Origin of the sequence: Corticibacter populi (assembly GCF_004217315.1) — a bacterium.
Classification (GTDB): domain Bacteria; phylum Pseudomonadota; class Gammaproteobacteria; order Burkholderiales; family Burkholderiaceae_C; genus Lampropedia; species Lampropedia populi.
On record NZ_SGWR01000005.1, the window covers coordinates 178,215 to 201,641 of the forward strand.

A 23,427-nucleotide genomic window follows, 5' to 3' on the forward strand; every position below is an offset into this window, starting at 1 on the left:
TCCTGCTTGGGCTCGATGGCCGGTTGGTGGTGCGGCGAAGGGCGGGTTCCGGTGTGGATGGGTGGGCGTCAGTGCACCGCCTGCGTCTGCCGGGTGTTGCCGCCGGAGCCGCTGGAGGCGAGGAAATCCTGCGCAAAGCGCTGCAGCACGCCGCCAGCATCATAGATCGACACTTCTTCGTCGGAATCCAGGCGGCAGGTCACCGGGACTTCGACGGTTTCTCCATTCCTGCGATGGATCACCAGCGTCAGCGTGCCGCGCGGCGTGCGCTCACCGATGACGTCGAAGGTCTCGGTGCCGTCGATGCCCAGCGTCTTGCGGGTGGTGCCGGGTTTGAATTCCAGCGGCAGCACGCCCATGCCGATCAGGTTGGTGCGGTGGATGCGCTCGAAACCCTCGGCGACGATGGCTTCCACGCCTGCCAGCCGCACGCCCTTGGCGGCCCAGTCTCGGCTGGAGCCCTGGCCGTAGTCGGCACCGGCGATGATGATGAGCGGCTGCTTGCGCGCCATGTAGGTCTCGATCACCTCCCACATGCGTTGCACCTTGCCCTCGGGCTCCAGGCGCGCCAGCGAGCCCTGTTTGACTTCGCCATCGACCACGGCCATCTCGTTGACGAGTTTGGGATTGGCAAAGGTGGCGCGCTGGGCCGTCAGGTGATCGCCGCGGTGGGTGGCGTAGGAATTGAAGTCTTCTTCCGGCAGACCCATCTTGTGCAGGTACTCGCCAGCGGCGCTGTTCATCAGAATGGCGTTCGAGGGCGAGAGGTGGTCGGTGGTGATGTTGTCGGGCAGTACCGCCAGCGGGCGCATGCCCTTCAAGGTGCGCGTGCCGGCCAGTGCGCCTTCCCAGTAGGGCGGGCGGCGGATGTAGGTGGACATCGGGCGCCAGTCATACAGCGGGCTGATGGTCTCGCCGCTCTCCACGCGGGCGGCGAACATCGGCTCGTACACCTTGCGGAACTGTTCGGGCTTGACGGCTTGCGCCACGATGGCGTCGATCTCCTCGTCGCTGGGCCAGATGTCCCTGAGGCGCACTTCGTTGCCGTCGGCGTCCATGCCGAGCACATCCTGCTCGATGTCGAAACGGATGGTGCCGGCAATCGCATAGGCCACCACCAGTGGAGGCGAAGCCAGGAAGGCCTGTTTGGCGTAGGGGTGGATACGGCCGTCGAAGTTGCGGTTGCCCGAGAGCACGGCGGTGGCGTAGAGATCGCGGTCGATGATCTCCTGCTGGATTGCGGGGTCGAGCGCGCCGCTCATGCCGTTGCAGGTGGTGCAGGCGAAGGCGACGATGCCGAAGCCGAGCTGCTCCAGGTCTTCCAGCAGACCGGCTTCCTTCAGGTACAGCTCGACCGCCTTGGAGCCGGGCGCCAGCGAGGTCTTGACCCAGGGCTTGCGCATCAGGCCGCGCCGGTTGGCGTTGCGCGCCATCAGCGCGGCGGCAATGACGTTGCGCGGGTTGGAAGTGTTGGTGCAGCTGGTGATGGCGGCGATGATGACGGCGCCATCGGGCATCAGGCCCTGGGCTTCCCCGGCCTTGCCTGCAGCCAGCTTGGCCTCGTCGGCGATGCCGCGTTCGGCCAGGGCCGCCACCGGCAGGCGGCGGTGCGGGTTGGAGGGGCCGGCCATGTTGCGCACCACGCTGGAGAGATCGAACTCCAGCACGCGCTCGTACTGTGCGGTTTTCAGGCTGTCGGCCCAGAAGCCGGCGGTCCTGGCGTAGTTCTCCACCAGCTTGACCTGTTCGTCATCCCGGCCGGTCAGCCTGAGGTAATCGATGGTCTGACCATCGATGTAGAACAGCGCGGCAGTGGCGCCGTACTCCGGGCACATGTTCGAGATGGTCGCGCGGTCGCCGATGGAGAGGCTGTCGGCACCCTCGCCGAAGAACTCCACATAGGCACCCACCACACGCTCCTTGCGCAGGAACTCGGTCAGTGCCAGCACGATGTCGGTGGCGGTGATGCCTGGCTGGCGCCGGCCCGTCAGGCGCACGCCGACGATGTCGGGCAGGCGCATCCAGGAGGCGCGTCCCAGCATCACGTTCTCGGCTTCGAGTCCGCCCACGCCCACGGCGATCACCCCCAGCGCGTCGACGTGCGGCGTGTGGCTGTCGGTGCCCACGCAGGTGTCGGGGAAGGCCACGCCCCGTTCCCCGTCTTTTTGCACATAGACCACCGGCGACATCTTCTCCAGATTGATCTGGTGCATGATGCCGTTGCCTGCCGGGATCACGTCGACGTTGTCGAAGGCATCCTTGGTCCACTCGATGAAGTGGAAACGGTCCTCGTTGCGGCGGTCCTCGATGGCGCGGTTCTTGGCAAAGGCATCCGGGACATAACCACCGCATTCCACCGCCAGCGAGTGGTCGACGATGAGCTGCACCGGCACCACCGGGTTGATCTGCGCCGGATCGCCGCCGGCATCGGCAATGGCGTCGCGCAGCCCGGCCAGGTCCACCAGCGCGGTCTGGCCCAGGATGTCGTGGCAGACCACGCGCACCGGAAACCACGGGAAATCCAGGTCGCGGCGCCGCTCGATGAGCTGCGTGAGATAGTCGTTGAGCTTTTGCGGGTCGGCGCGGCGCACCAGATTCTCGGCATGCACGCGGGCGGTATAGGGCAACTGCTCCCAGGCGCCTGGCTGGATGGCGTTGACGGCGGCGCGGGCGTCGTAATAGTCCAGGCCGGTGCCTGGAAGGGGTTTGCGAAATGGCGTGTTCATGGGGCTTGTTCTCGTGGGCACAGCCGCCGCCGGTGTTCGGGGCCGCGCCGTGTGTCACTGGCGCGCAGGGGCTTGGATGGACTTGTTATGGTGAAACGGCCCGGGCTGGCATGCCCGGGCCATGCTGGCATGGAGCCGGCCCGGGCAGGGCTCAGCGGCGCTCGGACAGCGGCACGAAGGCCTGGTTCTCCGGCCCGGTGTAGTTGGCGCTGGGGCGGATGATCTTGCCGTCGATGCGCTGCTCGATGATGTGCGCGCTCCAGCCGGCGGTGCGCGCGATCACGAAGAGCGGCGTGAACTGCGCGGTCGGCACGCCCATCATGTGATAGCTGACGGCGCTGAACCAGTCCAGGTTGGGGAACATCTTCTTGACTTCCCACATCACCGATTCCAGGCGCTCGGCGATGTCGTACATCTTGGTCGAGCCGGCCTCGTCGGAGAGCTGCTTGGCCACCTTCTTGATCACCACATTGCGCGGGTCGCTGATGGTGTAGACCGGGTGGCCGAAGCCGATCACCACTTCCTTCTTCTCGACGCGGGCGCGGATGTCGGCCTCGGCCTCATCCGGGTTGTCGTAGCGTTGCTGGATCTCGAAGGCGACTTCGTTGGCACCGCCGTGCTTGGGGCCGCGCAGTGCGCCGATGCCGCCGGCAATGGCCGAATAGATGTCCGAGCCCGTGCCGGTGATCACGCGGCTGGTGAAGGTCGAGGCGTTGAATTCGTGCTCGGCGTAGAGGATCAGGCTGATGTGCATCGCCTTGACCCAGGATTCGGGCGGCTTCTTGCCATGCAGCAGGTGCAGGTAGTGGCCGCCAATGGAGTCGTCGTCGGTCTCCACCTCGATGCGGCGGCCGTTGTTGGCGAAGTGATACCAGTAGAGCAGCGCCGAGCCCAGCGAGGCCATCAGCTTGTCGGCGATGTCGCGCGCGCCGGGCAGGTTGTGGTCGTCCTTCTCGGGCTGCACCGTGCCCAGCATCGAGACGTAGGTGCGCATCACGTCCATCGGGTGGGCGGCGGCGGGAATGGCTTCCAGTACAGCTTTGGCCTGTGCAGGCAGGCCGCGCAAGCTTTGCAGCTTGGTCTTGTAGGCCTTGAGCTCGGCGGCGGTGGGCAGCTTGCCGTGCACCAGCAGGTGGGCGATTTCCTCGAATTCGCACTGTTCGGCCACGTCCAGGATGTCGTAGCCGCGGTAGTGCAGGTCATTGCCGGTCTTGCCGACCGTGCACAGCGCGGTATTGCCGGCGGCCACGCCCGAGAGGGCCACCGACTTCTTGGGCTTGAAGGCCGGGGTGCTGGTGTTTTCTGTTGCGCTGCTGGACGTGCTTGTCATGGAGTCTCCTTGGAACGGTCATCAATCAATGGGGCGGGTGCCGCCGCCTGCCGGGGCGGTGCGCAGATCCTTGGCACACTGTAGAGACATCCGGCCCCTGCAGTGAAGCACTGAATGCGCAAATTCCTGTGAAGAAAAGCATGGCTATTTGCGAATATTGCGAATTATGAAGCGCTCCGTCCCCGCCGACAGAGGGAATGTGTCGCGCCGGCGCCAGTCGTGCACCCCTATGGAACGATCTTTTTGCGAAGGGCTTCGCAATGTTTGTAGGTATGGCCAGGATGCCCGCAGGGCTGTTCGGCAGGTTTTCAGAACCTGTTCACGATCTTTTCATGGGCCACGTTGCCCCGGCAGGCGATGCGATGCAAGGCGCAAACCGCAGTCGGGTCGGTGACCCGGCGAGGATTTGTCACACCGCAGCGCGCGCCTGCCGGGACAACCCGAAGGGCGGGAGGTCAAAAATGCACCGGGCGGCGTTGCCCGCCTTGCCCAGACGGCCAGTCTGGGCGGCGACGGGCGTCTTGCCCACTGCATTTTTGACCTTCCGCGTGACCCATGAAAAGATCGTAAACAGGTTCTTAGTCACATTGCCCGCCTAGAATCCTTGCCGCGACAGGATCGGCGTGTCCTGGAATGCCGGAGGACTGGCATTCCACAAACAGGCGCAGTCAAGGCGACACAACGGCATGGAAGAGGAATTCACATGAGTGACGGTATGGCCGCAGCCCCTGCAGGGCTGCCCGCAACTGCGCCGCAGCGTGGCTGGCGCCAGCGTTTGCTGCGGAGGGTATGGCAGACGGTCAAGCTGTTGCTCGGGCTGGTGGTGGTGAGTGCGGTGCTGTTCGTGGCGATTCGCTACTACCATGCGCACAACCGGCTGGAGCGCTGGTGGTTTGGGCATGACGAGCACATGCAGCAGGTCTGGGCATCCGGCGATGCCGGGCCGATCGACTCTTTGTCATTGCACCGCTATGCGTTCGATTTCAAGACCCGCATCGATGGCGTGCGCGACAACTTTTCCGGCCTAGCCTACATGCCCGAACATGGCCAGTTGCTGGGCATCCTCAACCGGCCTGCCGATCTGCTGCGGCTCACGCGCGAGGGGGAACTGGTCAGCCGCCACCGCATCCATGGCATGTCGGATCTGGAGGATCTGGTGTACCTGGGCGCAGGCAAGGTCGTCGCCATTCAGGAAGGCCGCAACACCCTGGTGATGTTCGATCTGCCCGCGCCCGACCAAGCCGAGGTTCCCGAAGAGGCGGTGCGGCGCTGGAAGCTCAGCTTCCATGACCAGAACAACCGCGGCTATGAAGGGCTGGCCTATGACGCCACCAGCGACAGCCTCTACATTGCCAAGGAAAAGAGTCCGGTGGCGCTTTACCGCATCCGCCAGTTCAGCACGCTGCCGCAGGGACAGACGCCGGCGCTCGAGGATGTCAGCCACCTGCTGGCCAAGGTGCCGTTTCTGACCGACCTCTCGGCCATTGCCTTTCGCGCGGACACCGGCAACCTGCTGCTGCTGAGCGACGAATCGCAAAGCCTGGTCGAGATCGATGCCCAGGGCCGCCTGCTCGGGGTGCGCAGCCTCATGCCCGAGCGCTGGTGGGATGCGCTGCCCATGCCCCAGCCTGAGGGCCTGGCGCTGGATGCCGATGGACACATTTACGTGGCCAGCGAGCCCAATGCCTTTTACCGGTACCGTCCCGGCGCTCCGTTCTGAACCCGTCGCGCCATGTCCCATCCGGGATGCCGGACTTGACGGCGAGCCGCGCCGGGCGTCTACTCGCACGATGGCGCGCAGAGGAAGAGCACGGCAACGCACGCCTCAATTGAATGCAATTTGTTGATTTCTGTCATTACTTGTATCTTTCATTTTGGTAGACTGGCAGTTGATTGATGAATTTTTGACACTTCGTTTCCGCTGCAGCGAAGTGTCATGCACACTAGAACGGGTAGCCATGCGTATTGACATTCTTGAAAGCACCTTGAAGGAGCTCAACGGCTCGACGGCCGATATCGAGGCCTCCGCACTGATCTCCATCGACGGCTTGCTGGTGGCCTCGGCCATGCCGCAGGGCATGGATGAGGACCGCATTGGCGCCATGTCGGCGGCCATCCTGTCGATGGGCGAGCGCGCGGCGCGCGAGCTCGCACGCGGCGCACTCGAGCGCGTGCTGATCCAGGGCAGCAACGGCGTCATCATCATGACCTCCGCCGGCGAAGAGGCGGTGCTGACCGTCACCGCCAAGGCCAACGCCAAGCTGGGCCTGTTGTTCCTCGACATCAAGCGGGCCGCGCAAACCCTGGCCAGCCAGATCTGAGATCGAAAGAGCGGAGGAAGAAGCACCATGGGATTGCCGGACATGCAACAGCCCGAGGGGGAGAGCCAGGGCAAGCGGCTGACCTATTTCGATGGAACGTCCCGCCAGGTCTACTGGACCGAGGTGGAGACGCCGTTTCCGGAAGGACAACTGATCGTCTCGCGCACCGATCTGCAGGGTGTCATCACCCACGCCAATGACGCCTTCGTGCTGATGAGCGGCTATGCGCGCGAGGATCTGCTGGGGGCGCCGCACTACATCCTGCGCCATCCGGACATGCCGGCCAAGGCCTTCAAGAGCCTGTGGGACGATGCCTTTGCCAAGAAGAAATGGCATGGGTATGTGAAGAACCTGCGCAAGGATGGCGGCTTCTACTGGGTTTATGCCACGGTGGTGCCCAATGTGCGCCATGGCGAGGTGGTCGGCTACACCTCGGTGCGGCGCAAACCCTCGCGCACCCGCATCGAGGAAGTCGTGCCGCTTTACCGTGACTGGCTGGCTGAGGAAGGGCAGGCCCAATGACTCTCAATTTCCTGGTCGCCCCCGACTTTCCGCCGCAGAACTTCGCCGGCTGGCACCTCTTCAACACCGTGCTGCAAAGGCGTGCGGGCATGCAGCTGCATCTGGTCATGCCGCAGGATGCCGTCGAGCAGGCCGCGCTCCTGGACAAGGAGACGGTCGATGTGCTTTACGCCAACCCCTTCGACGCCGCCGAGCTGATCCGCGACAAAGGCTACATCCCGTTCGCGCGGCCGGTCAACCGTTCCAACGAGATGGTGATCGCCGTGCCGGCCAGCTCCGTCATCAACCGGGTCGAGGACCTGCGTCCGGGCTGCCGGATCGCGCTGACGGCCAACCATGACGTCAAGTTGATCGGCCTGCGCCTGCTGGAACCCGCCGATCTGGCCGAGGCCGATGTGCAATGGGTGCTGGCCGACAGTTACCAGGCGGCCGCCAGGCAGGTCATCAAGGGGCAGGTCGATGCCGGCTTCTTCCTGGCCTCGGCCTTCCATTCGCTCTCGCGGCTGACGCTCAGCCAGCTCAGGCCGCTGGTCGAGAGTTCCCTCAAGGACATCTCGCACGTGCTGATTGCGCACCCGCGCGTGCAGGCCGACCTGCCGGTGATCCGCACCGCCATGCTGGGCATCGGCTCGCAGCCTGGCGATGCCGACGTGCTCGAGGCCATGGGGTTGGGGGAGGGCCTTGAGCCGATGGACCAGGAGGACGCCGAGTTCATGATCGACCTGATGGACACCTTGCTGGACTGACGCCCGCGATGGACAGTCACAGCCACGACCGCACCGCCGGTGCCAGCAGGCCCGGCCCGAGAGGGGTTGACCATGCCTGATGCCTTGCCATCCGAAGCCCTGGGCTGGCTGGCGCGACAGCGCATGCGTGCACTGGCGCGCCAGTTGCGCGTGCGCCCGGATGATGCGCAGCTCCACCTGGAACGTCTGCAGGCGGCCATGGACCTGCCGGGCAGCGATCCGTTGCAGGGCTGCCTGGCCGACCTGTTCCATGCCGTCACGGCGAGCCGTGGTCAGGATTTGCGCCAGCTGGCCAGCGAGCTGGCGCAGGCGCGTTTGCCGCGGCACGTCTCCAGTGTGTTCCAGCAACTGCGCCAGAGTGGCCAGATGATCGGGCCGATCAGTCTGGTGGCCAACCGCTGGAGCGTCATGGTGCAGCCCTCGGCGGCGGCGCCGGCGCGCAGTCGCCGCGCCAGCGGCGACGACTCGCGCCGTCTGGCCGAACAGGTGGTGCGCGCAATGACCGGTGGCGATGCCGCCGATGCCAGTGCCGCCGTCGAGCTGCTGGAATACGAATTCCTGGCACACTGCAGCGCCTGCCAGGACAAGCTGGCCTTCATGCTGGCACGCCGCGAATTGCTGCGCCAGGGCCTGGAGCTCACACCGGCCTGGCTGGATGTGGCCGCGAAGCTCGAAGGCGATGCCGCCGGCGCGGCCAGCGCCTCCTGACCCGTACATCCCAAGCCCCTTCTCCTATGTCATCGATCCCACCTTCATCGTCACGAGCCCGGCCGTCGAACGGCCTGTTCGACAGCTGGCTGACCCTCACGCCCCAAGGTGTCCTGCAGGCCTTCGGCTCGGCCGAGCCAAATGAGCTGCAGCTGGCCCTGCAATCGCTGTTGCGCAAGGAACTGGCCGTGAGCAAGAGCGAGTGGAGCATTTCGACGCGCCACAATGCCTACCTCGAACAGGCGCGCGATCAGCAATGGGTGCAGGTGCTGTCGGCGCCGGTCAACGGCCCGGATACGCGCCTGTCGGACTTCATCCGCCACGTCATCGCGCCGCTCTCGGGCGAGCGCCGCGCGGTGCTCGCTTCCGAGAGCGGTTTCTGCCTTGATCGCGTGGGCGTTGAGCAGGACGAGGCCGAGGCGCTCAGTGCCGCCGCTGCCGACTTCTCCGAATATGCGCGGCGTCAGGCGCGTCGTGGCTGGCAGGGCGCGAGCCGCTATGTGTCCTTCTTCGACGATCCGCAGCTGCTGCTGCCGAGCTGGTCGTTCGTGCCGATCTGGGTCGATGGCGCCGGCTACTGGATCATCATCGGTGACGAGCCCCTGCTCAACAACCTGGCACTGGTCGAGTTGGTCTGGGGCATCTGCCTGGCCGGCAAGCGCTTCCTGCCGGATTTCTGAGAACCTGTTTACGATCTTTTCATGGGTCACGTTGTCCCGACAGGCGATGCGATGCAAGGCGCAAACCGCAGTCGGGCCGGTGGCCCGGCGAGGATTTGTCACGTCGCAGCGCGCGCCTGCCGGGACAACCCGAAGGGCGGGAGGTCAAAAACGCACCGAGCGGCGTTGCCCGCCTTGCCCACTGCATTTTTGACCTTCCGCGTGACCCATGAAAAGATCGCAAACAGGTTCTGAGCACATCGATGCGCATGGAAAAGGCCGCTTTCCAGCGGCCTTTTCTTCGGAGATCGGCGTGAACAGGTCCTGAGGGACTGGGTGTCCGGCTCAATCGCGGAAGGTGCGGAAGCGGATCGCGTCGTCGATGTAGGTCTTCTCGCCAAACGGCTTCTCGTTCGAGCCGAACGGCATCTGCGCACGCAGCTTCCAGGCTGGCGGAAGATTCCAGGTGCGCGTGACTTCGGCGTCGATCAGCGGGTTGTAATGCTGCAGGCTGGCACCGATGCCGGCCTCGGCCAGCGCCGTCCACACCGCCAGTTGGGCCATGCCGGCCGAATGCTCGGAGAACACCGGAAAGTGCTCTGCGTAGAGCGCATATTTTTCCTGCAGGTCACGGATGGTCTCGCCATCCTCGAAGAACAGCACGGTGCCGGCTCCGGCGGCAAAGCCGTCGAGCTTCTTGTCGGTCGAGCCGAACTGGTCGGCCGGCACCAGCGGGCGCAGCGTCTCGCGCACGATGTTCCACAGCTTCACGCTGGCCGCACCGAACAGGATCACGGCGCGCGAGCTCTGCGAATTGAACGAGGAGGGCGCCAGGCGCACGGCCTCGTGGATCAGGGCTTCGGCCTCGGTCTCGGCGATGGGCAGGTTCTTGCCGAGTGCGTACTGGGTGCGGCGCTTGCGCAGCGCGTCGATGGCGGGATTGCTCATGGTTGCAGAAGGCTTTCGTTGTGGAAGATCGTCAACAGGCTCCAGGCATCGGCCGACATGGGGATGAGGCCAGCGGTAGCGGCGGCGTGGCCGTTTGCCGTGCTGCACACCCCTTCGGCCCAGCCTGGTTTTGCAGCGCACAAGATAGCCGAAATCGCAATTCCCTGCAGACGCGGCTGCGATGCATGATGCGCGGGCGCGGGCGCGGGCGCGGGCGCGGGCCGTGCTGCTTGCATAATGTTTGCGTTTGCCTATCCACCCCCATCGATCCGGCATGGGCGCGCGCGGCGTGATGCGCGAACCCTTGCCCCATGAGCGCAAGAACCATGAACACCTACCCGAACGAGAGCGAGAAAGAGCGTCCCCTGCTGGAAGACATCCGCCTGCTGGGCCGCATTCTTGGTGATGTGATCCGCGAGCAGGAGGGCGAGGACGACTTCGCGCTGATCGAACGCATCCGCCAGCTGGCTGTGGCCGACCGGCGCGAGCGCAGCTCCGACGAGGTGCCATTGCAGCGGTTGCTCGAGCAGCTCTCGGGTGACCAGACCGTGACGGTGGTGCGCGCCTTCACCTATTTCAGCCACCTGGCCAACCTGGCCGAGGACCAGCATTTCCTGCGGCGGCGCGAGGTGCACGAGCGGCGCGGCGAGCATTCGCGCGGCAGCATTGCCGGCGCCCTCGAGGCGCTGCGCCAGGCCGGTGTGGACAACGGCGCCATCGTGCGCATGCTCGACAACGCCTATGTGTCTCCGGTGCTCACCGCGCATCCCACCGAGGTACAGCGCAAGAGCATTCTCGATGCCGAGAAGACCATTGCCGCATTGCTGGCCCAGCGCGGCCAGTGGCTGGAGCAGTCCCGCCTCGATGCGCAGCCCGATGCGCGCCTGCCGGGGCGGCTGGCCGACAACGAGGAGGCGCTGCGCGCGCGCGTGACGCAGCTGTGGCAGACGCGCCTGCTGCGTTACTCGCGCCTGAGCGTGCAGGACGAGATCGAGAACGCGCTGAGCTACTACGAAGCCACCTTTCTGCGCGAGATCCCGCAGCTCTATGCCGAACTGGAAAAGCGCCTGCACGAACCCCACATCGCCAGCTTCTTCCGCATGGGCCAGTGGATCGGCGGCGACCGCGACGGCAACCCCAACGTCACCGCCCAGACATTGCGCTATGCGCTGCGCCGGCAAGCGGCGGTGGCACTGCGCCATTACCTCGACGAGGTGCATGCGCTGGGCGCGGAGCTCTCGATGTCCGAGCGGCGCGCCGGTGTCAGCGCCGAGCTGCGCGCGCTGGCCGAACGCAGCGGCGACGACAGCCCGCACCGTGACGACGAGCCCTACCGGCGCGTGCTCACCGGCATCTATGCGCGCCTGGCCGCTACGCTGGCGCAGCTCTCGCCCGGCGCCCAGCCGCCCCGGCTGGTGCAGCGGCCCGGCCCGGCCTATGCCCACGCCGGCGAACTGCTGGCCGACCTGCAGGTCATTGCCGAGTCGCTGCGCAGCCACCATGGCACGGCGCTGCTGAGCGCCCACTTGCAGCCGCTGCTGCGCAAGGTCGAGGTGTTCGGCTTTCACCTCACCACGCTGGACATGCGGCAAAGCTCCGACCAGCACGAAGCGGTGCTGACGGAACTGCTGCAGGTCGCCCGCGTCGAGTCCGACTACGCCGCGCTGGACGAGGCCGCGCGCTGCCGCCTGCTGCTGCAGTTGCTGGGCGAGGCGCGGCCGCTGCGCGTGCTGGATCACGCCTATTCCGACAAGGCACAGGGCGAACTGGCCATCTTCGATGCCGCCCGCGAGGCGCTGACCACCTATGGCCCGCAGGCCATCCGCCACTACATCATCAGCCACACCGAAAGCGTCAGCGACCTGCTCGAGGCACTGCTGCTGCTCAAGGAGGCCGGGCTGGTGCAGGGCCTGCTGGCCGAGGGCGCGCGCGCGGCCATCATCGTCGTGCCGCTGTTCGAGACCATCGGCGACCTGCGCAATGCCCCGGGCATCATGCGCGACTACTACGCGCAGGACGGCATCGCCCGCATGGTGCTGGCCTCGGGCGCCGAGCAGGACATCATGCTCGGCTACTCGGACAGCAACAAGGACGGCGGCATCCTCACCAGCAACTGGGAGCTTTACGTGGCCGAGACGCGGCTGGCCGAATGCTTTGCCGAGCTGGGCCGCCAGCATGGCAGCGCCATCGGCCTGCGCATGTTCCATGGCCGCGGCGGCGCCGTCGGCCGCGGCGGTGGCCCCAGCTACGACGCCATCCTGGCGCAGCCGCCGGGCACGGTGTGCGGGCAGATCCGCCTGACCGAGCAGGGCGAGGTGATCGGCTCCAAGTACGCCAATCCCGAAATCGGCCGGCGCAACCTGGAAACCCTGGTGGCCGCCACGCTCGAGGCCACGCTGCTGCCGCAGCGCCGCGAGGTGCCGGCCGACTTCCTGCAGGCGGCGCAGCAGCTCTCGGACGCCAGCATGGCCGCCTATCGCCAACTGGTCTACGAGACGCCGGACTTCGCCAGCTACTTCTTCAACGCCACGCCGGTGCGCGAGATCGCCGAGCTCAACATCGGCTCGCGCCCCGCCTCGCGCAAGCCGGGCCAGCGCCTCGAGGACCTGCGCGCCATTCCCTGGGGCTTCGGCTGGGGCCAGAGCCGCCTGACGCTGCCGGGCTGGTATGGCTTCGGCAGCGCCGTGGCCCATTACCTGGAGGCCGAGCCGGCCGGACGCGACGAACGCCTGGCGCGGCTGCAGCAGATGGCGCGCGAGTGGCCGTTCTTTCGCACGCTGCTCTCGAACATGGACATGGTGCTGGCCAAGAGCGACCTGGCGCTGGCCGAGCGTTACAGCACGCTGGTGCCCGACCAGGCACTGGCGCGGCAGGTTTTTGCGGCGATGGCGGCCGAATGGCAGCGCACCGTCCTCGCGCTGACGCAGATCACCGGCCACGGCGAGCGCCTGGCCGCCAATCCGGGACTGGCGCGCTCGATCCGCCACCGCTTCCCCTACATCGATCCGCTGCACCACCTGCAGGTCGAGCTGCTGCGCCGCTGGCGCGCCGGCGAGACCGACGAGCGCGTGCAAACCGCCATCCACATCAGCATCAACGGCATTGCCGCGGCGCTGCGCAACACGGGTTGAGCCGGGCAGGCGTCCGGCCGGTCCTGCTCTTCAGCGTGGCTGTGACCCAGATGCGGTGAGGGCGTTCAGGGCGTGTTCATGGTCTCGCCGCGCAGCCGCATGGCTGTGCCATGCCGTTCGGGCTGCACCTGGAAAACCGCGGCTGCGGCCTGAGCCTTGCCATCCATCACGATCTTTCAGGCGCAACGGCAAGCCCGCCGGGACTTTGAACAGGTTCTCAGTCCTCGCGCTGCAGCTGCGCCCGATCGATGCCGAGCTTGCGGATCTTCTCGTACAGCGTGGGCTTGGGCAGCTGCAGGGCGGCTGCGGCGGCGGTCACATCGCCCCGGGCCTGGCGCAGCGCATCGGTGATCAGCGCCTTCTCGAACCAGCCGAGCTGTTCGCCCAGACCACCCGCGGCGGGCGCGGACGGCGGTGCCTGGCGGCCCGGCGGCTGCCAGGGCGCGGTGCCGGGCAGGCCGAGCACATGGCGGTCGGCGGCGTTCCGGAGTTCGCGCACATTGCCGGGCCAGGGTTGCGCCATCAGCGTGGCCAGCAGCGCCGCATCGTGCGGCGGCACCGCTTGCTGGTAGCGCCGCGCGGCCAGCAGGCAGAAATGCTCGAACAGCAGCGGGATGTCCTCGCGCCGCTCGCGCAGCGGCGGCAACTCGATGAAGGCCACGGCGATGCGGTAATAGAGATCGGCACGGAACTGCTGGCGCTCGCTGAGCGCGCGCAACTCGTGCTTGCTGGCGGCCACCACGCGGGTGTCGATGGGAATGGCGCGGTTCGAGCCGATGCGCTCGACCTGCCGCTCCTGCAGTGCGCGCAGCAGCTTGACCTGGATGGCCAGCGGCATGCTCTCGATCTCGTCGAGGAACAGCGTGCCCTGATGGGCATACTCGAACTTGCCCACGCGCAGCTTCTGCGCGCTGGTGAAGGCGCCGGCCTCGTGTCCGAACAGTTCGCTCTCGGCCAGGTTCTCGGGCAGGCCGCCGCAGTTCAGCGGCACGAAGGCATGCTGGCGGCGTGCGCTGAAGTCGTGCAGGCAGCGCGCCACCAGTTCCTTGCCGGTGCCGGTCTCGCCATAGATCAGCACATCGGCGTTGGTGGCGGCCAGCGCCAGAATGGTCTGGCGCACCCGCTCGATGGCCGGGGAGTGGCCGATCAGCACCGCCTCGAGGCCGTGGCGCGCCTGGGCATCGCGCTGGGCCAGCTGGCTGTGCAGCGTGCCCACCTGCAGCACCAGGCGGCGCTTGTCGATGGCACGGCGCACGGTGGCCACGAGCTGCTCGGAGGAAAACGGTTTCTCGATGAAGTCGTAAGCACCCTGGCGCATGGCCTGCACGGCCATCGCCACATCGCCGTGGCCGGTCACCAGGATGAAGGGCAGCTCGGTATCCTGGGCCAGCACCTGCGGCAACCAGGCCAGCCCGCTGGTGCCGGGCAGGCGCACGTCGCAGACGATGACCAATGGCGCGCCCGGATGCAGCGCGCCACGCGCGGTCTCGACGCTGGCGTGCGCCTCGACCGCGAAGCCGGCGAGTTCGAGAGCCTGCTGGCAGCCCAGGCGCACGTCGGCGTCGTCCTCGACGAGCAGGACGCGGATGGGAGGGGCAGTGGGTTTGTCGGTCATGGTGTGCGGCAGGTGTTCAGGTGGCGGCAGGCAACTGCAGGTTGAAACAGGCGCCGCCAGCGGGACGATTCTCGCCGCTCAGGCGCCCGCCCATCTCGCGCGCGAGGTGTTCGCTGATCATCAGGCCCAGGCCCAGGCCGACACCGGCGGGTTTGCTGGTGGAAAACGGCTCGAAGAGGCGTGGCAGCATGTCGGCGGCGATGCCCGGTCCGTTGTCGCAGATGGCGATGCGGACCTGTCTGGCTTCGCCAACCGTATCTGCACGGGCCTGGATGGCGATGCGGGGCGCCGGCTGCTGCTGCAGGGCATCGGCGGCATTGCCGATCAGATTGACCAGCACCTGTTCAAGCCGCAGTGCATCGGCCTGCACCGCGAGGTCGGTCGGCGCGATGTCGACCTGCACCTGCACGGCCGCCGGGCCGCCGGTGGCCAATCGCGGCTCCAGCACGGCCAGCGCCTGCTGCACGGCCTGCGCCACCGGCACGGCCTGCAGCGGCGCAGTCGGCTTGTGCGCGAACACCTTGAGCGGCTGGGCAATGGCCGCCAGCCGCTGCACCAGCGTGCCGATGCGCTGCAGGTTGCGCGCCACGTCCGCATGGCGGTCATGCTGCAGCAGCACCTGGGCGTTGTCGGCCAGGGTGCGCATGGCCGCCAGCGGCTGGTTGATCTCGTGCACCATGCCGGCCGACATCTGGCCGAGCGCGGCCATCTTCTCGGCCTGGATCAGCTCCCGCTGGGTCTGCTGCAGCTGCCGGGTGCGGCGCTCGACCTCGGCTTCGAGCGAATCGTGGGCGGCCTGCAATGCCTGCTGGCTGGCGAGCCGCTGGCGCAGGCTGCGCTGGCGCTGGTAGCGCAGCGCCAGCAGCAGGAAAGCGACGGCGGCCAGTGCCGCCGCCAGCGCGCCCGCGCCGAGGGCGCGCTGGCGCAGCGGGCCGGTGGGCTCGAGCACCAACACCTGCAGCCCGCCCGAAGGCAAGGCGCGCCGCGAAGCCAGATAGGAGGTCTCCTCCAGCCGCACGAGCTGCGCATCAGGGCCCAGGTCTTGCAAAGGCCGCCATGGCAGCGATGCGCCGAGGGTGGTGCGGTAGCTGCGTTCGCGGTCGAGCTTGGCGCGGGTGGCGTCGGGAATCGGGTTCAGCGGGTGGTAGCGCCAGCGGCCCTGCGTGGACAGTACGGCCACGCCGTTCTCGTCGAGCACCAGCACTTCGCCCGGCAGCTTGTGCCAGCGCTGCTCGGCATCGCTCAGGCCGATCTTGACCACCGCCACACCCAGCACCGCGTCGCCATGTTCGGGCTGCGCCGCGCGCGGCAGCGCATACGAAAGGTAGTAGCCCGGCCGGCCGGTGGTGATGCCGATGCCGAAGAAGTGCCCGCGGCCGCCGGCCAGTGCCTGCTGCACATAGGGGCGGTAGGCGAACGAGGTGCCCCATGGCGAGCCGGGCTGGCCAGCATCGTCGGCGGCGACGGCCAGGCCGCTGCGGTCCACCAGGTACAGCAGCTCGGCGCCTGCGGTGGCGTTGATGTGGTGCAGGTGCTCGCTGACCGTCGCCTGCAGCGTGCGGTCATCGCCGTGCTGCAGCAGCCGCATGACATCCGGGGCGTGCTCAAGCAGGGCCGGCAGGTATTCGAAGCGTGCCAGCGTGGCCTCCAGGTCGAGCGTGAGGAGCTCAAGCCGGTGTGCCCCGGCATCGCGCAGCTCGGCGAGGCCATGGCGCCATACCCAGGCGTGCGCGCCGCAGGCGGCGGCCAGCGTCAGCGCCAGGGCCAGCAGCGGCAGCAGCCAGCGGCGAAGGGGTGGGAGGATCGGGAAGACCGGGAGGGGCGAAGAGGGCATGCGAGGCCGTGGGGCGGGACAGCGCCAAGCATAGTCCAGATTCATCGCCCTGCCACGCGGCAGGCTGCGGCTCACGGCTGCAGGTGGTGGCGCAGGAAGGCTTCCATCGCGGCATAGAACGCGAACTTGTTTTCATCGTTGTGGAAGCCATGGCCCTCGTTGTCGCGGACCATGTATTCCACCTCCACGCCGCGCTTGCGCAGGGCTTCGACCATCTGGTCGCTCTCGGCCTTGTTGACGCGCGGGTCGCGCGCTCCCTGGGCGATGAAGAGCGGCGTGGTGATCTGTTCGGCATGCAGGGCGGGCGAGGTCGCCGTCAGGCGCTCCTTGTCACGCACCGGGTCGCCCACCATGTCGCGCATTTTCTCCAGCATGGGCTTCCAGTACGGCGGGATCGTTTCCATGAAGGTGAACAGGTTGGAGACGCCCACGTAGTCCACCGCGGCGGCATACAGGTCGGGAGTGAAGGCCACTCCCGCCAGCGTGGCATAGCCGCCGTAGCTGCCGCCGTAGATGCCCACGCGCCGAGGGTCGGCGATGCCCTGCTCGATCAGCCAGTGCACGCCGTCGGTGATGTCGTCCTGCATCTTCAGGCCCCATTCGCCGAAGCCCGCTTCCCAGAACTGGCGGCCGTAGCCGGTCGAGCCCCGGTAGTTCATCTGCAGCACGCAGTAGCCGCGGTTGGCGAGGAACTGCACCTCGGGGTTGTAGCCCCAGCTGTCACGCACCCATGGGCCACCATGCGGGTTGACGATGCAGGCGAGATTGCGCGGTTCGCGGCCGGCCGGCAGCGTCAGGTAGCCATGGATGGTCAGGCCATCGCGGCTGGTGTAGCTGACGGGGCGGGTTTGCGACATCTGCGACTCGGGCAGCGCCGGGTTGATGTCGGCAAGCTTGGCGAGCGTGTCGGCGCGCGCATCGTACAGATAGCGCGAGCCGGGCGTGCGGTCGTTGTAGGCGGCGACGATGTAGGTGTTCTCGTCGCGGCTGGCGCCCTGCAGCGCCACCGTGTATCCCGGCAGATGCCGGCTGAGTGCCTCGTAGCGCTGGCGCGCCTGCGCGTCGAAGAAGTGGCGCTGCTCCTTGTCGGTCTCCCAGGACACCTCGGTCAGCACCTTGCGCAGGCGCGAATAGGAGGCCGAGCTGATGTCCACTTGCTCGCTGGCATAGACGAGTTCCTCTTCGTCAGGCCGAGCCGGGTCGATGACCACCAGCGCCGATTTGTCGCGGCCGCGGTTGCTCAATGCGTAGAGCTTCTTGTCGTCGAAGCTGAAGAACAGCGGGCTGACCTCGGTGCGGTAGTTGGTGGAGATCAGCGGCTTGAATTCGCCGGCCTCGTCATCGCGGTACAGCAGCACGCTCTCCAGGCCGTCGCTGGCGATCGCCACGCGCACCCGCCCCTGGTGATCGGTGAGCCAGCCGACGATGTTGCCGGGGTTGGAGGCCACCAGCTCGGAGGCACCGGTGTGCACGTTGACGCGGTAGACGTCGAACACCTCGGGCTGGCGCTGGTTGTGCGTCAGCAGCACGTGCTCGGGATCATCTTCCAGGTCGTCGATGATGCCCGCGCGCACGTTCTCGAACGGCGTCAGGTCGCGCACCTCGCCGCTGCTGGCGTCGACTGCCAGCACGTGGAAGTTCTCGTCACCGCCGAAATCCTTGGAGTACAGGACGGTGTGGCTGCCCTTCCAGAAATAGCCGCCGATGTCGCGTGCGGTCTCGGCAGTGAGGCGCCGCGCCGCGCCGGTTGGCGCCAGGCCGTCGAGCGCCTGCACAAAGATGTTCATGCGGGGCGGCTGGCCATCGACGGAGACCGGCTGCATGAAGGCCAGCGTTTGACCATCATCGGCCAGGCGGAAATAACCCTTGTCGGGATTGCGGAAGAAATCCTGCAGCGGGAACTGCCGGGCAGGTGAGGCTGTGGCTTCGGTTGTGGCGTTAGCGGTCATGGAAAAGGCCATCGAGAAAGCAAGAAAGCCGGCCAGAGCCGGGCGGGACATGGAGTGCATGGGGCTGGGTGTTCGGGAGGAATGGAGCCTCCTTGGATACCGGATGGCCGCCAATCGTTCAACGCATTGTCGAGGGGCGACCTGCAATGCGCTGGACAAGTATCCCGTACGCCAGGCAGCCCGGCCCGGGTGCCTGCCGTGTTGTTACAAACCGTTGCCGTGGCGAAGGCTGCGGTCCGCAGTCTGGGTTTCGTACTCCTGGGCCGCTGCCTGTACCTGTGCCGGTGCTCGTGTCGCCCCATGCTCTTCTCGATGGGGTGATGGTGTCCCGGCGGGGGGGCGGCCGGTTCAAGCCATGTCGCCCGTTTCTGCCCGCCTCAGGCCTGGGCCGGCTTGTGCGAGGCTTCCATGGCATCGTCTGCTGCCGCATCCACACCGGCGTCGGCGACAGGGGCCAGATCGTCCACCGGCTCGCCGGCCAGCACCTTGTGCATGCGCTCGGTGTCGAGGTCGCCGGTGTGCTTGGCCACCACCAGCGTGGCCACGCCGTTGCCGATCAGATTGGTGAGCGCGCGCGCCTCCGACATGAAGCGGTCGATGCCCAGCAGGATGGCGATGCTGGTGACATCCACGTGGCCGACCGCCGAGAGCGTGGCCGCCAGCACGATGAAGCCGCTGCCGGTCACGCCGGCGGCGCCCTTGGAGGTCAGCAGCAGTACCGCCAGCAGGGTGAGCTGCTCGAACAGCGACATCGGCGTGTTGGTGGCCTGCGCGAGGAACACCGCCGCCATGGTCAGGTAGATCGAGGTGCCGTCGAGGTTGAAGGAATAGCCCGTCGGGATCACCAGGCCCACCACCGACTTGCGCGCGCCCAGGTTCTCCATCTTGTGCATCATGCGCGGCAGCACCGATTCGGACGAGGACGTGCCCAGCACGATCAGCAGTTCGTCCTTGATGTAGCGGATGAAGCGCCGGATCGAGAAGCCCGTGTGGCGTGCGATGGTGCCCAGCACCACGAAGATGAACAGCAGACAGGTGCCATAGAAGGTCAGCATCAGCTTGCCGAGGTTGAGCAATGAACCCAGGCCGTACTCGCCGATGGTGAAGGCCATGGCGCCGAAGGCGCCGATGGGCGCGAGCCGCATGATGTAGCCGACGATCACGAACAGCACGTGCGAGAAACTCTCGATGAAGTCGAACACCCGCGTGCCGCGGCCGCCGAAACGGTGCAGCGCGAAGCCGAACAGCACGGCGAACAGCAGCACCTGCAGGATCTCGCCCTTGGCAAAGGCATCGACAACGGTGTTCGGGATGATGTCCATCAGGAACTGCGTGGTGGTCTTCATCTTGCCCGGCTCGGTGTAGGCCGCCACGCTGGCGGCATCGAGCTTGGAGGGGTCGACGTTCATGCCGGCACCGGGCTGGATGACGTTGATCATCAGCAGGCCGATCAGCAGCGCGATGGTGCTGACGACCTCGAAGTACAGCAGCGCCAGGCCGCCGGTCTTGCCCACGCGCTTCATGTCCTCCATGCCGGCGATGCCCACCACCACCGTGCAGAAGATGATCGGCGCGATGATCATCTTGATGAGCTTGATGAAGCCGTCGCCCAGCGGCTTCATGGCCTTGCCGCTGTCGGGGAAGAAGTGGCCAAGCGCGACGCCGATGACGATGGCGGCGATGACCTGGACGTAGAGGTTCTTGTAGAGCGGGGGGCGGGGCTGGTTCCACTCGCTGTTGGCCGCGGGCGTGGTCGTGGGATTTCCCATGTTTGTCTGTCTCCTGGCTGATGGCGCCGCAGCGCGGGGCGCAGTGGCGTGGCTGGTTGCTCTGGAAGGGATGGGCGCCGCATGCGCCGGCAGGCCCTTCTGCAAGACCAATGCCAGTTGACAGACTCGGGTATCTAACTGATTTTCAAGGGAATGGGCATTGCCCGACGGGTGTTTTCAATGGATTTCCATACAGACATCTGTTTGTCTGTATGGAAATCCATTGAATGGAGCTTTCGAGCGTGGCCTTCTTCAGGACGCCTGCGCTGCCTGCGCCGCATGCCGGGCCAGCACCGGCTGGTAGGCAAACAGGCCGACGGCACCCCCGGTGTGCACGAACACCACGTTCTCGTCCTTGCGGAAGCGGCCCTTGCGGATCAGGTCCAACAGGCCGGCGAAGCCCTTGCCGCTGTATACCGGGTCGAGCAGGATGCCCTCGGTGCGGGCGAGCAGCTGAACGGCTTCGAGCATGCCTTCGGTGGGCACGCCGTAGCCGCCGCCCACGTAGTCGGCATTGGCCTCGACGGCCTCGCGCGGGAAGTCGCCGCGAATGCCCAGCAGCTCCCAGGTCGCCTGGGCCAGCCGGGCGACGTTCTCTTCCTGCTTTTCGCGCGGTGCGCGCACGCTGATACCCAGCACCGGGATTTGCGCGTTGTTGCCCTCGAGGCCGACCACCAGGCCGGCCTGCGTGCCGGCACTGCCGGTGGCGTGCACCACGTGGTCGATGCGCAACTGCCGGTCATTGGCCTGCGCGATCAGCTCCTGCGCCGATTCCACATAGCCGAGCGCACCCACCGGATTGGAGCCGCCGCCGGGAATCAGGTAGGGCTCCTCGCCAGCGGCCCGCAGGCGCTCACCCACCGCCACCAGCTCCTGGTTCATGTCCAGACCTGCCGGGCGGTACTCGATGCTCGCGCCGAAGATCTGGTCGAGCAGCACATTGCCATTCTCGCGGTAGATGGCATCCGCCTCGGCCACGCGCTCCTCGAGCAGCACGGTGGCCTTGAGGCCATGAAGGGCCGCGGCGGCCACCGTCTGGCGCACGTGGTTGGACTGCACGGCGCCTTGCGTGACGATGTGCGTGGCCTTCCTGGCCAGCGCTTCGCCGATCAGGAACTCCAGCTTGCGGGTCTTGTTGCCGCCCAGCGCCAGGCCAGTGTTGTCATCGCGCTTGATGTAGAGATTGGGCCCGCCCAGCAACGCCGTCAGGCGCGCGAGGGGCTGCAGCGGCGTGGGCGCCTGGGTGAGTTTGACGCGGGGAAAGCGGCTCAGATGCATGGTGATGGTCTCAAGAGGGGAAAGCCCGGGCGCACAGGCCGGACGAGGTCGGTCAACAAATGGAAAGCCGTGTCATTTTTGCACGCCCCAGCGCCTGACGGTGACGCGTTCGAGCGTGTTGAAGACCAGATTCTCGACCAGCAGGCCCAGCAGGATGACCATGGCCAGGCCGGCGAACACGCGGTCGGTGTAGAGCTCGTTGCGGTTCTGGAAGATGTACCAGCCCAGCCCGCCATTGCCCGAGCTGCTGCCGAACACCAGCTCGGCGGCGATCAGCGTGCGCCAGGCAAAGGCCCAGCCCAGCCGCAGGCCCGAGAGAATGGCCGGCAGGGCCGCCGGCACGAGGATCTGGAAGATGTAGCGAAAGCCCCGCAGTCCGTAGTTGTGGCCCACCATGCGCAGCGTGTTCGGTACCGACAGGAAGCCGGTGTAGGTCGAGAGGGCCAGCGGCCACAGCACCGAGTGCACCAGCACGAAGATCAGACTCTTGTCGCCCAGGCCGAACCACAGCAGCGCCAGCGGCAGCAGCGCGATGGCCGGCAGCGGGTTGAACATGGCTGTCAGCGTCGAGAGCAGGTCGCGCCCGAGCTGGGTCGAGACGGCCAGCGAGGTGAGGGCGAAGGCCGCCAGCACGCCCACCAGGTAGCCCTGCAGCAGCACCTTCAGCGAGGTGCCCACGCGCACCAGCAGTTCGCCGCTTGCCAGGCCCTGCCAGAATGCCTGCGCGGTCTGCAGGAAGGTCGGCAGCAGCAAGTCGTTGTCGGCGATGCGCCCGGCAAGCTCCCACAGCAATGCCAGTGCCAGCAGAATCAGGCCCTTGCGCAGCCAGGTCTGCTGCCAGAGCCGACTGGCGATGGAGCGGTGGCGCACCACGGGCGCATCGGTGAAGGGGGCCAGTTCCAGCTCGTATTCGGGCCGCACCGGCGGCACCGCATGGTCGCCATGACCGGGGACGGGCGGGTGATGGGGCGTGTGCGTGCTCATACCGAGATGTTGAAATAGCCGTCGGCATTGGGCCGCAGCCAGAAGACATTGTTTTGTTCGGCCTCATCGCCCGGCTGCGGATGCTGCTCGTCGAACAGCAGCTGGTGGATGCGCCGCGCGGTGCGCTGGAACTGCGCGCCACCGCCGCCATGCAGGTCGAACTGGTGGCTGTTGATCTCGGCGCGCACCCGGCCGGGATGCGGCGAGAGCAGCAGGATGCGGTTGCCCACCACCATGGCTTCCTCGATCGAGTGGGTGATGAAGACCAGCGTGAAGCGCACCTCGTCCCACAGCTGCAGCAGCTCTTCCTGCATCTTGCGGCGCGTCAGGGCGTCCAGGGCGGCAAAGGGCTCGTCCATCAGCAGGATGCGTGGCTGCATGGCCAGCGCGCGGGCAATCGCCACGCGCTGCTTCATGCCGCCAGACAGGGTGTGCGGATAGGCATTGACGAAGCGGGCCAGGCCCACCTTGTCGAGGTAGTGCAGGGCGCGTTCGGTGGCTTCGGCCTTGCCCATGCGCCGCGATGCCAGCAACGCGAAGGTGACGTTCTGCAGCACGGTCTTCCAGGGCGCGAGCTGGTCGAACTCCTGGAACACCACCACGCGGTCGGGGCCGGGCTGGTGGATGCGCTGGCCGTCCAGGCGCATCTCGCCCTCGGTGGGCGCGATGAAGCCTGCGATGGCCTTGAGCAGCGTGGACTTGCCGCAGCCCGAGGGGCCCAGCAGCACGTAGCGGTCGGCCGCATGCACATCGAAGCTGACCTGGTGCGTGGCACGCACCACGTGGCTGGGCGTGGCGTACTCGAGGGTCACGCCGCTGACCTGCAACAGCGGCCCGGGTTGCGCCGAGCGCGTGCCCTCTCCTGCCCGCGCAGGGCCGGCGGGCGTGCTAGTCGTCAGGCTCATGG

Annotated in this window: 18 protein-coding genes; 7 read left to right on the forward strand and 11 right to left on the reverse strand. The window is 66.8% G+C overall.

From position 1 onward, the window contains the following. Positions 1 to 68 precede the first annotated feature (68 nt). The 3 genes from acnD to EV687_RS18995 form a co-directional block, all read right to left on the reverse strand. Positions 69 to 2,726, reverse strand: a complete 2,658-nt coding sequence (gene acnD / locus EV687_RS17310; RefSeq protein ID WP_122231521.1) for a Fe/S-dependent 2-methylisocitrate dehydratase AcnD — start codon at positions 2,724 to 2,726, stop codon at positions 69 to 71. A 151-nt stretch (positions 2,727 to 2,877) separates the two neighbouring features. Next, on the reverse strand, positions 2,878 to 4,056 hold the full coding sequence (gene prpC / locus EV687_RS17315) for a bifunctional 2-methylcitrate synthase/citrate synthase (RefSeq protein WP_122231523.1): 1,179 nt from the start codon (positions 4,054 to 4,056) through the stop codon (positions 2,878 to 2,880). 409 nt (positions 4,057 to 4,465) lie between these two features. Further along, a complete protein-coding gene (locus EV687_RS18995; protein WP_165392840.1) occupies positions 4,466 to 4,642 on the reverse strand; it encodes a hypothetical protein in 177 nt (58 codons plus the stop codon). Between the two features lie 117 nt (positions 4,643 to 4,759). Here EV687_RS18995 and EV687_RS17320 point away from each other — a divergent pair, with 117 nt between their 5' ends. From EV687_RS17320 to EV687_RS17345, 6 genes are all read left to right on the forward strand, one after another. Further along, positions 4,760 to 5,776, forward strand: a complete 1,017-nt coding sequence (locus EV687_RS17320; protein WP_122231527.1) for an SdiA-regulated domain-containing protein — start codon at positions 4,760 to 4,762, stop codon at positions 5,774 to 5,776. A gap of 238 nt (positions 5,777 to 6,014) precedes the next feature. Continuing rightward, complete coding sequence (locus EV687_RS17325; RefSeq protein WP_122231528.1) at positions 6,015 to 6,377, forward strand: roadblock/LC7 domain-containing protein; 363 nt, start codon at positions 6,015 to 6,017, stop codon at positions 6,375 to 6,377. Between the two features lie 27 nt (positions 6,378 to 6,404). Next, a complete protein-coding gene (locus EV687_RS17330) occupies positions 6,405 to 6,899 on the forward strand; it encodes a PAS domain-containing protein (RefSeq protein WP_122231530.1) in 495 nt (164 codons plus the stop codon). Then, positions 6,896 to 7,645 (forward strand): phosphate/phosphite/phosphonate ABC transporter substrate-binding protein, encoded by a 750-nt coding sequence (locus EV687_RS17335; RefSeq protein ID WP_122231532.1) that lies wholly within the window; start codon positions 6,896 to 6,898, stop codon positions 7,643 to 7,645. The genes EV687_RS17330 and EV687_RS17335 overlap by 4 nt, the downstream gene beginning before the upstream one ends. A 72-nt stretch (positions 7,646 to 7,717) precedes the next feature. Then, positions 7,718 to 8,353 (forward strand): hypothetical protein, encoded by a 636-nt coding sequence (locus EV687_RS17340; protein ID WP_130466547.1) that lies wholly within the window; start codon positions 7,718 to 7,720, stop codon positions 8,351 to 8,353. Between the two features lie 26 nt (positions 8,354 to 8,379). Continuing rightward, positions 8,380 to 9,033, forward strand: coding sequence for a hypothetical protein (locus EV687_RS17345; RefSeq protein WP_122231536.1), 654 nt, complete (start codon positions 8,380 to 8,382; stop codon positions 9,031 to 9,033). Positions 9,034 to 9,357: 324 nt separating this feature from the next. Here the strand turns inward: EV687_RS17345 and EV687_RS17350 are convergent, their stop codons facing one another. Beyond that, positions 9,358 to 9,960: a nitroreductase family protein gene (locus EV687_RS17350; RefSeq protein ID WP_122231538.1), complete on the reverse strand. Its 603-nt coding sequence runs from the start codon at positions 9,958 to 9,960 to the stop codon at positions 9,358 to 9,360. Between the two features lie 326 nt (positions 9,961 to 10,286). On the opposite strand from EV687_RS17350, the gene ppc reads away from it, so the two are divergent. Next, entirely contained in the window at positions 10,287 to 13,091 is a 2,805-nt protein-coding gene (gene ppc / locus EV687_RS17355) for a phosphoenolpyruvate carboxylase (RefSeq protein WP_242612706.1), read from the forward strand. Positions 13,092 to 13,308: 217 nt separating this feature from the next. On the opposite strand, the gene EV687_RS17360 is transcribed toward ppc, so the two are convergent. The 7 genes from EV687_RS17360 to EV687_RS17390 all read right to left on the reverse strand — a co-directional run bounded on the left by EV687_RS17360 (position 13,309) and on the right by EV687_RS17390 (position 23,425). Beyond that, on the reverse strand, positions 13,309 to 14,706 hold the full coding sequence (locus tag EV687_RS17360) for a sigma-54-dependent transcriptional regulator (protein ID WP_122231542.1): 1,398 nt from the start codon (positions 14,704 to 14,706) through the stop codon (positions 13,309 to 13,311). A 16-nt stretch (positions 14,707 to 14,722) separates the two neighbouring features. Then, positions 14,723 to 16,540, reverse strand: coding sequence for a sensor histidine kinase (locus EV687_RS17365; protein WP_162846670.1), 1,818 nt, complete (start codon positions 16,538 to 16,540; stop codon positions 14,723 to 14,725). A gap of 71 nt (positions 16,541 to 16,611) precedes the next feature. After that, positions 16,612 to 18,489, reverse strand: coding sequence for a S9 family peptidase (locus tag EV687_RS17370; protein WP_423201109.1), 1,878 nt, complete (start codon positions 18,487 to 18,489; stop codon positions 16,612 to 16,614). 377 nt (positions 18,490 to 18,866) lie between these two features. Then, positions 18,867 to 20,258 (reverse strand): dicarboxylate/amino acid:cation symporter, encoded by a 1,392-nt coding sequence (locus EV687_RS17375; RefSeq protein WP_122231546.1) that lies wholly within the window; start codon positions 20,256 to 20,258, stop codon positions 18,867 to 18,869. 252 nt (positions 20,259 to 20,510) lie between these two features. Beyond that, on the reverse strand, positions 20,511 to 21,536 hold the full coding sequence (gene cuyA, locus EV687_RS17380) for a D-cysteate sulfo-lyase (RefSeq protein ID WP_122231548.1): 1,026 nt from the start codon (positions 21,534 to 21,536) through the stop codon (positions 20,511 to 20,513). Positions 21,537 to 21,608: 72 nt separating this feature from the next. Next, positions 21,609 to 22,520: an ABC transporter permease gene (locus EV687_RS17385; protein WP_122231550.1), complete on the reverse strand. Its 912-nt coding sequence runs from the start codon at positions 22,518 to 22,520 to the stop codon at positions 21,609 to 21,611. Next, positions 22,517 to 23,425 carry an ABC transporter ATP-binding protein gene (locus tag EV687_RS17390; RefSeq protein WP_122231552.1) on the reverse strand — a complete coding sequence of 303 codons (909 nt, stop codon included), beginning with the start codon at positions 23,423 to 23,425 and terminating at the stop codon, positions 22,517 to 22,519. The genes EV687_RS17385 and EV687_RS17390 overlap by 4 nt, the downstream gene beginning before the upstream one ends. Between the last annotated feature and the right edge of the window lie 2 nt (positions 23,426 to 23,427).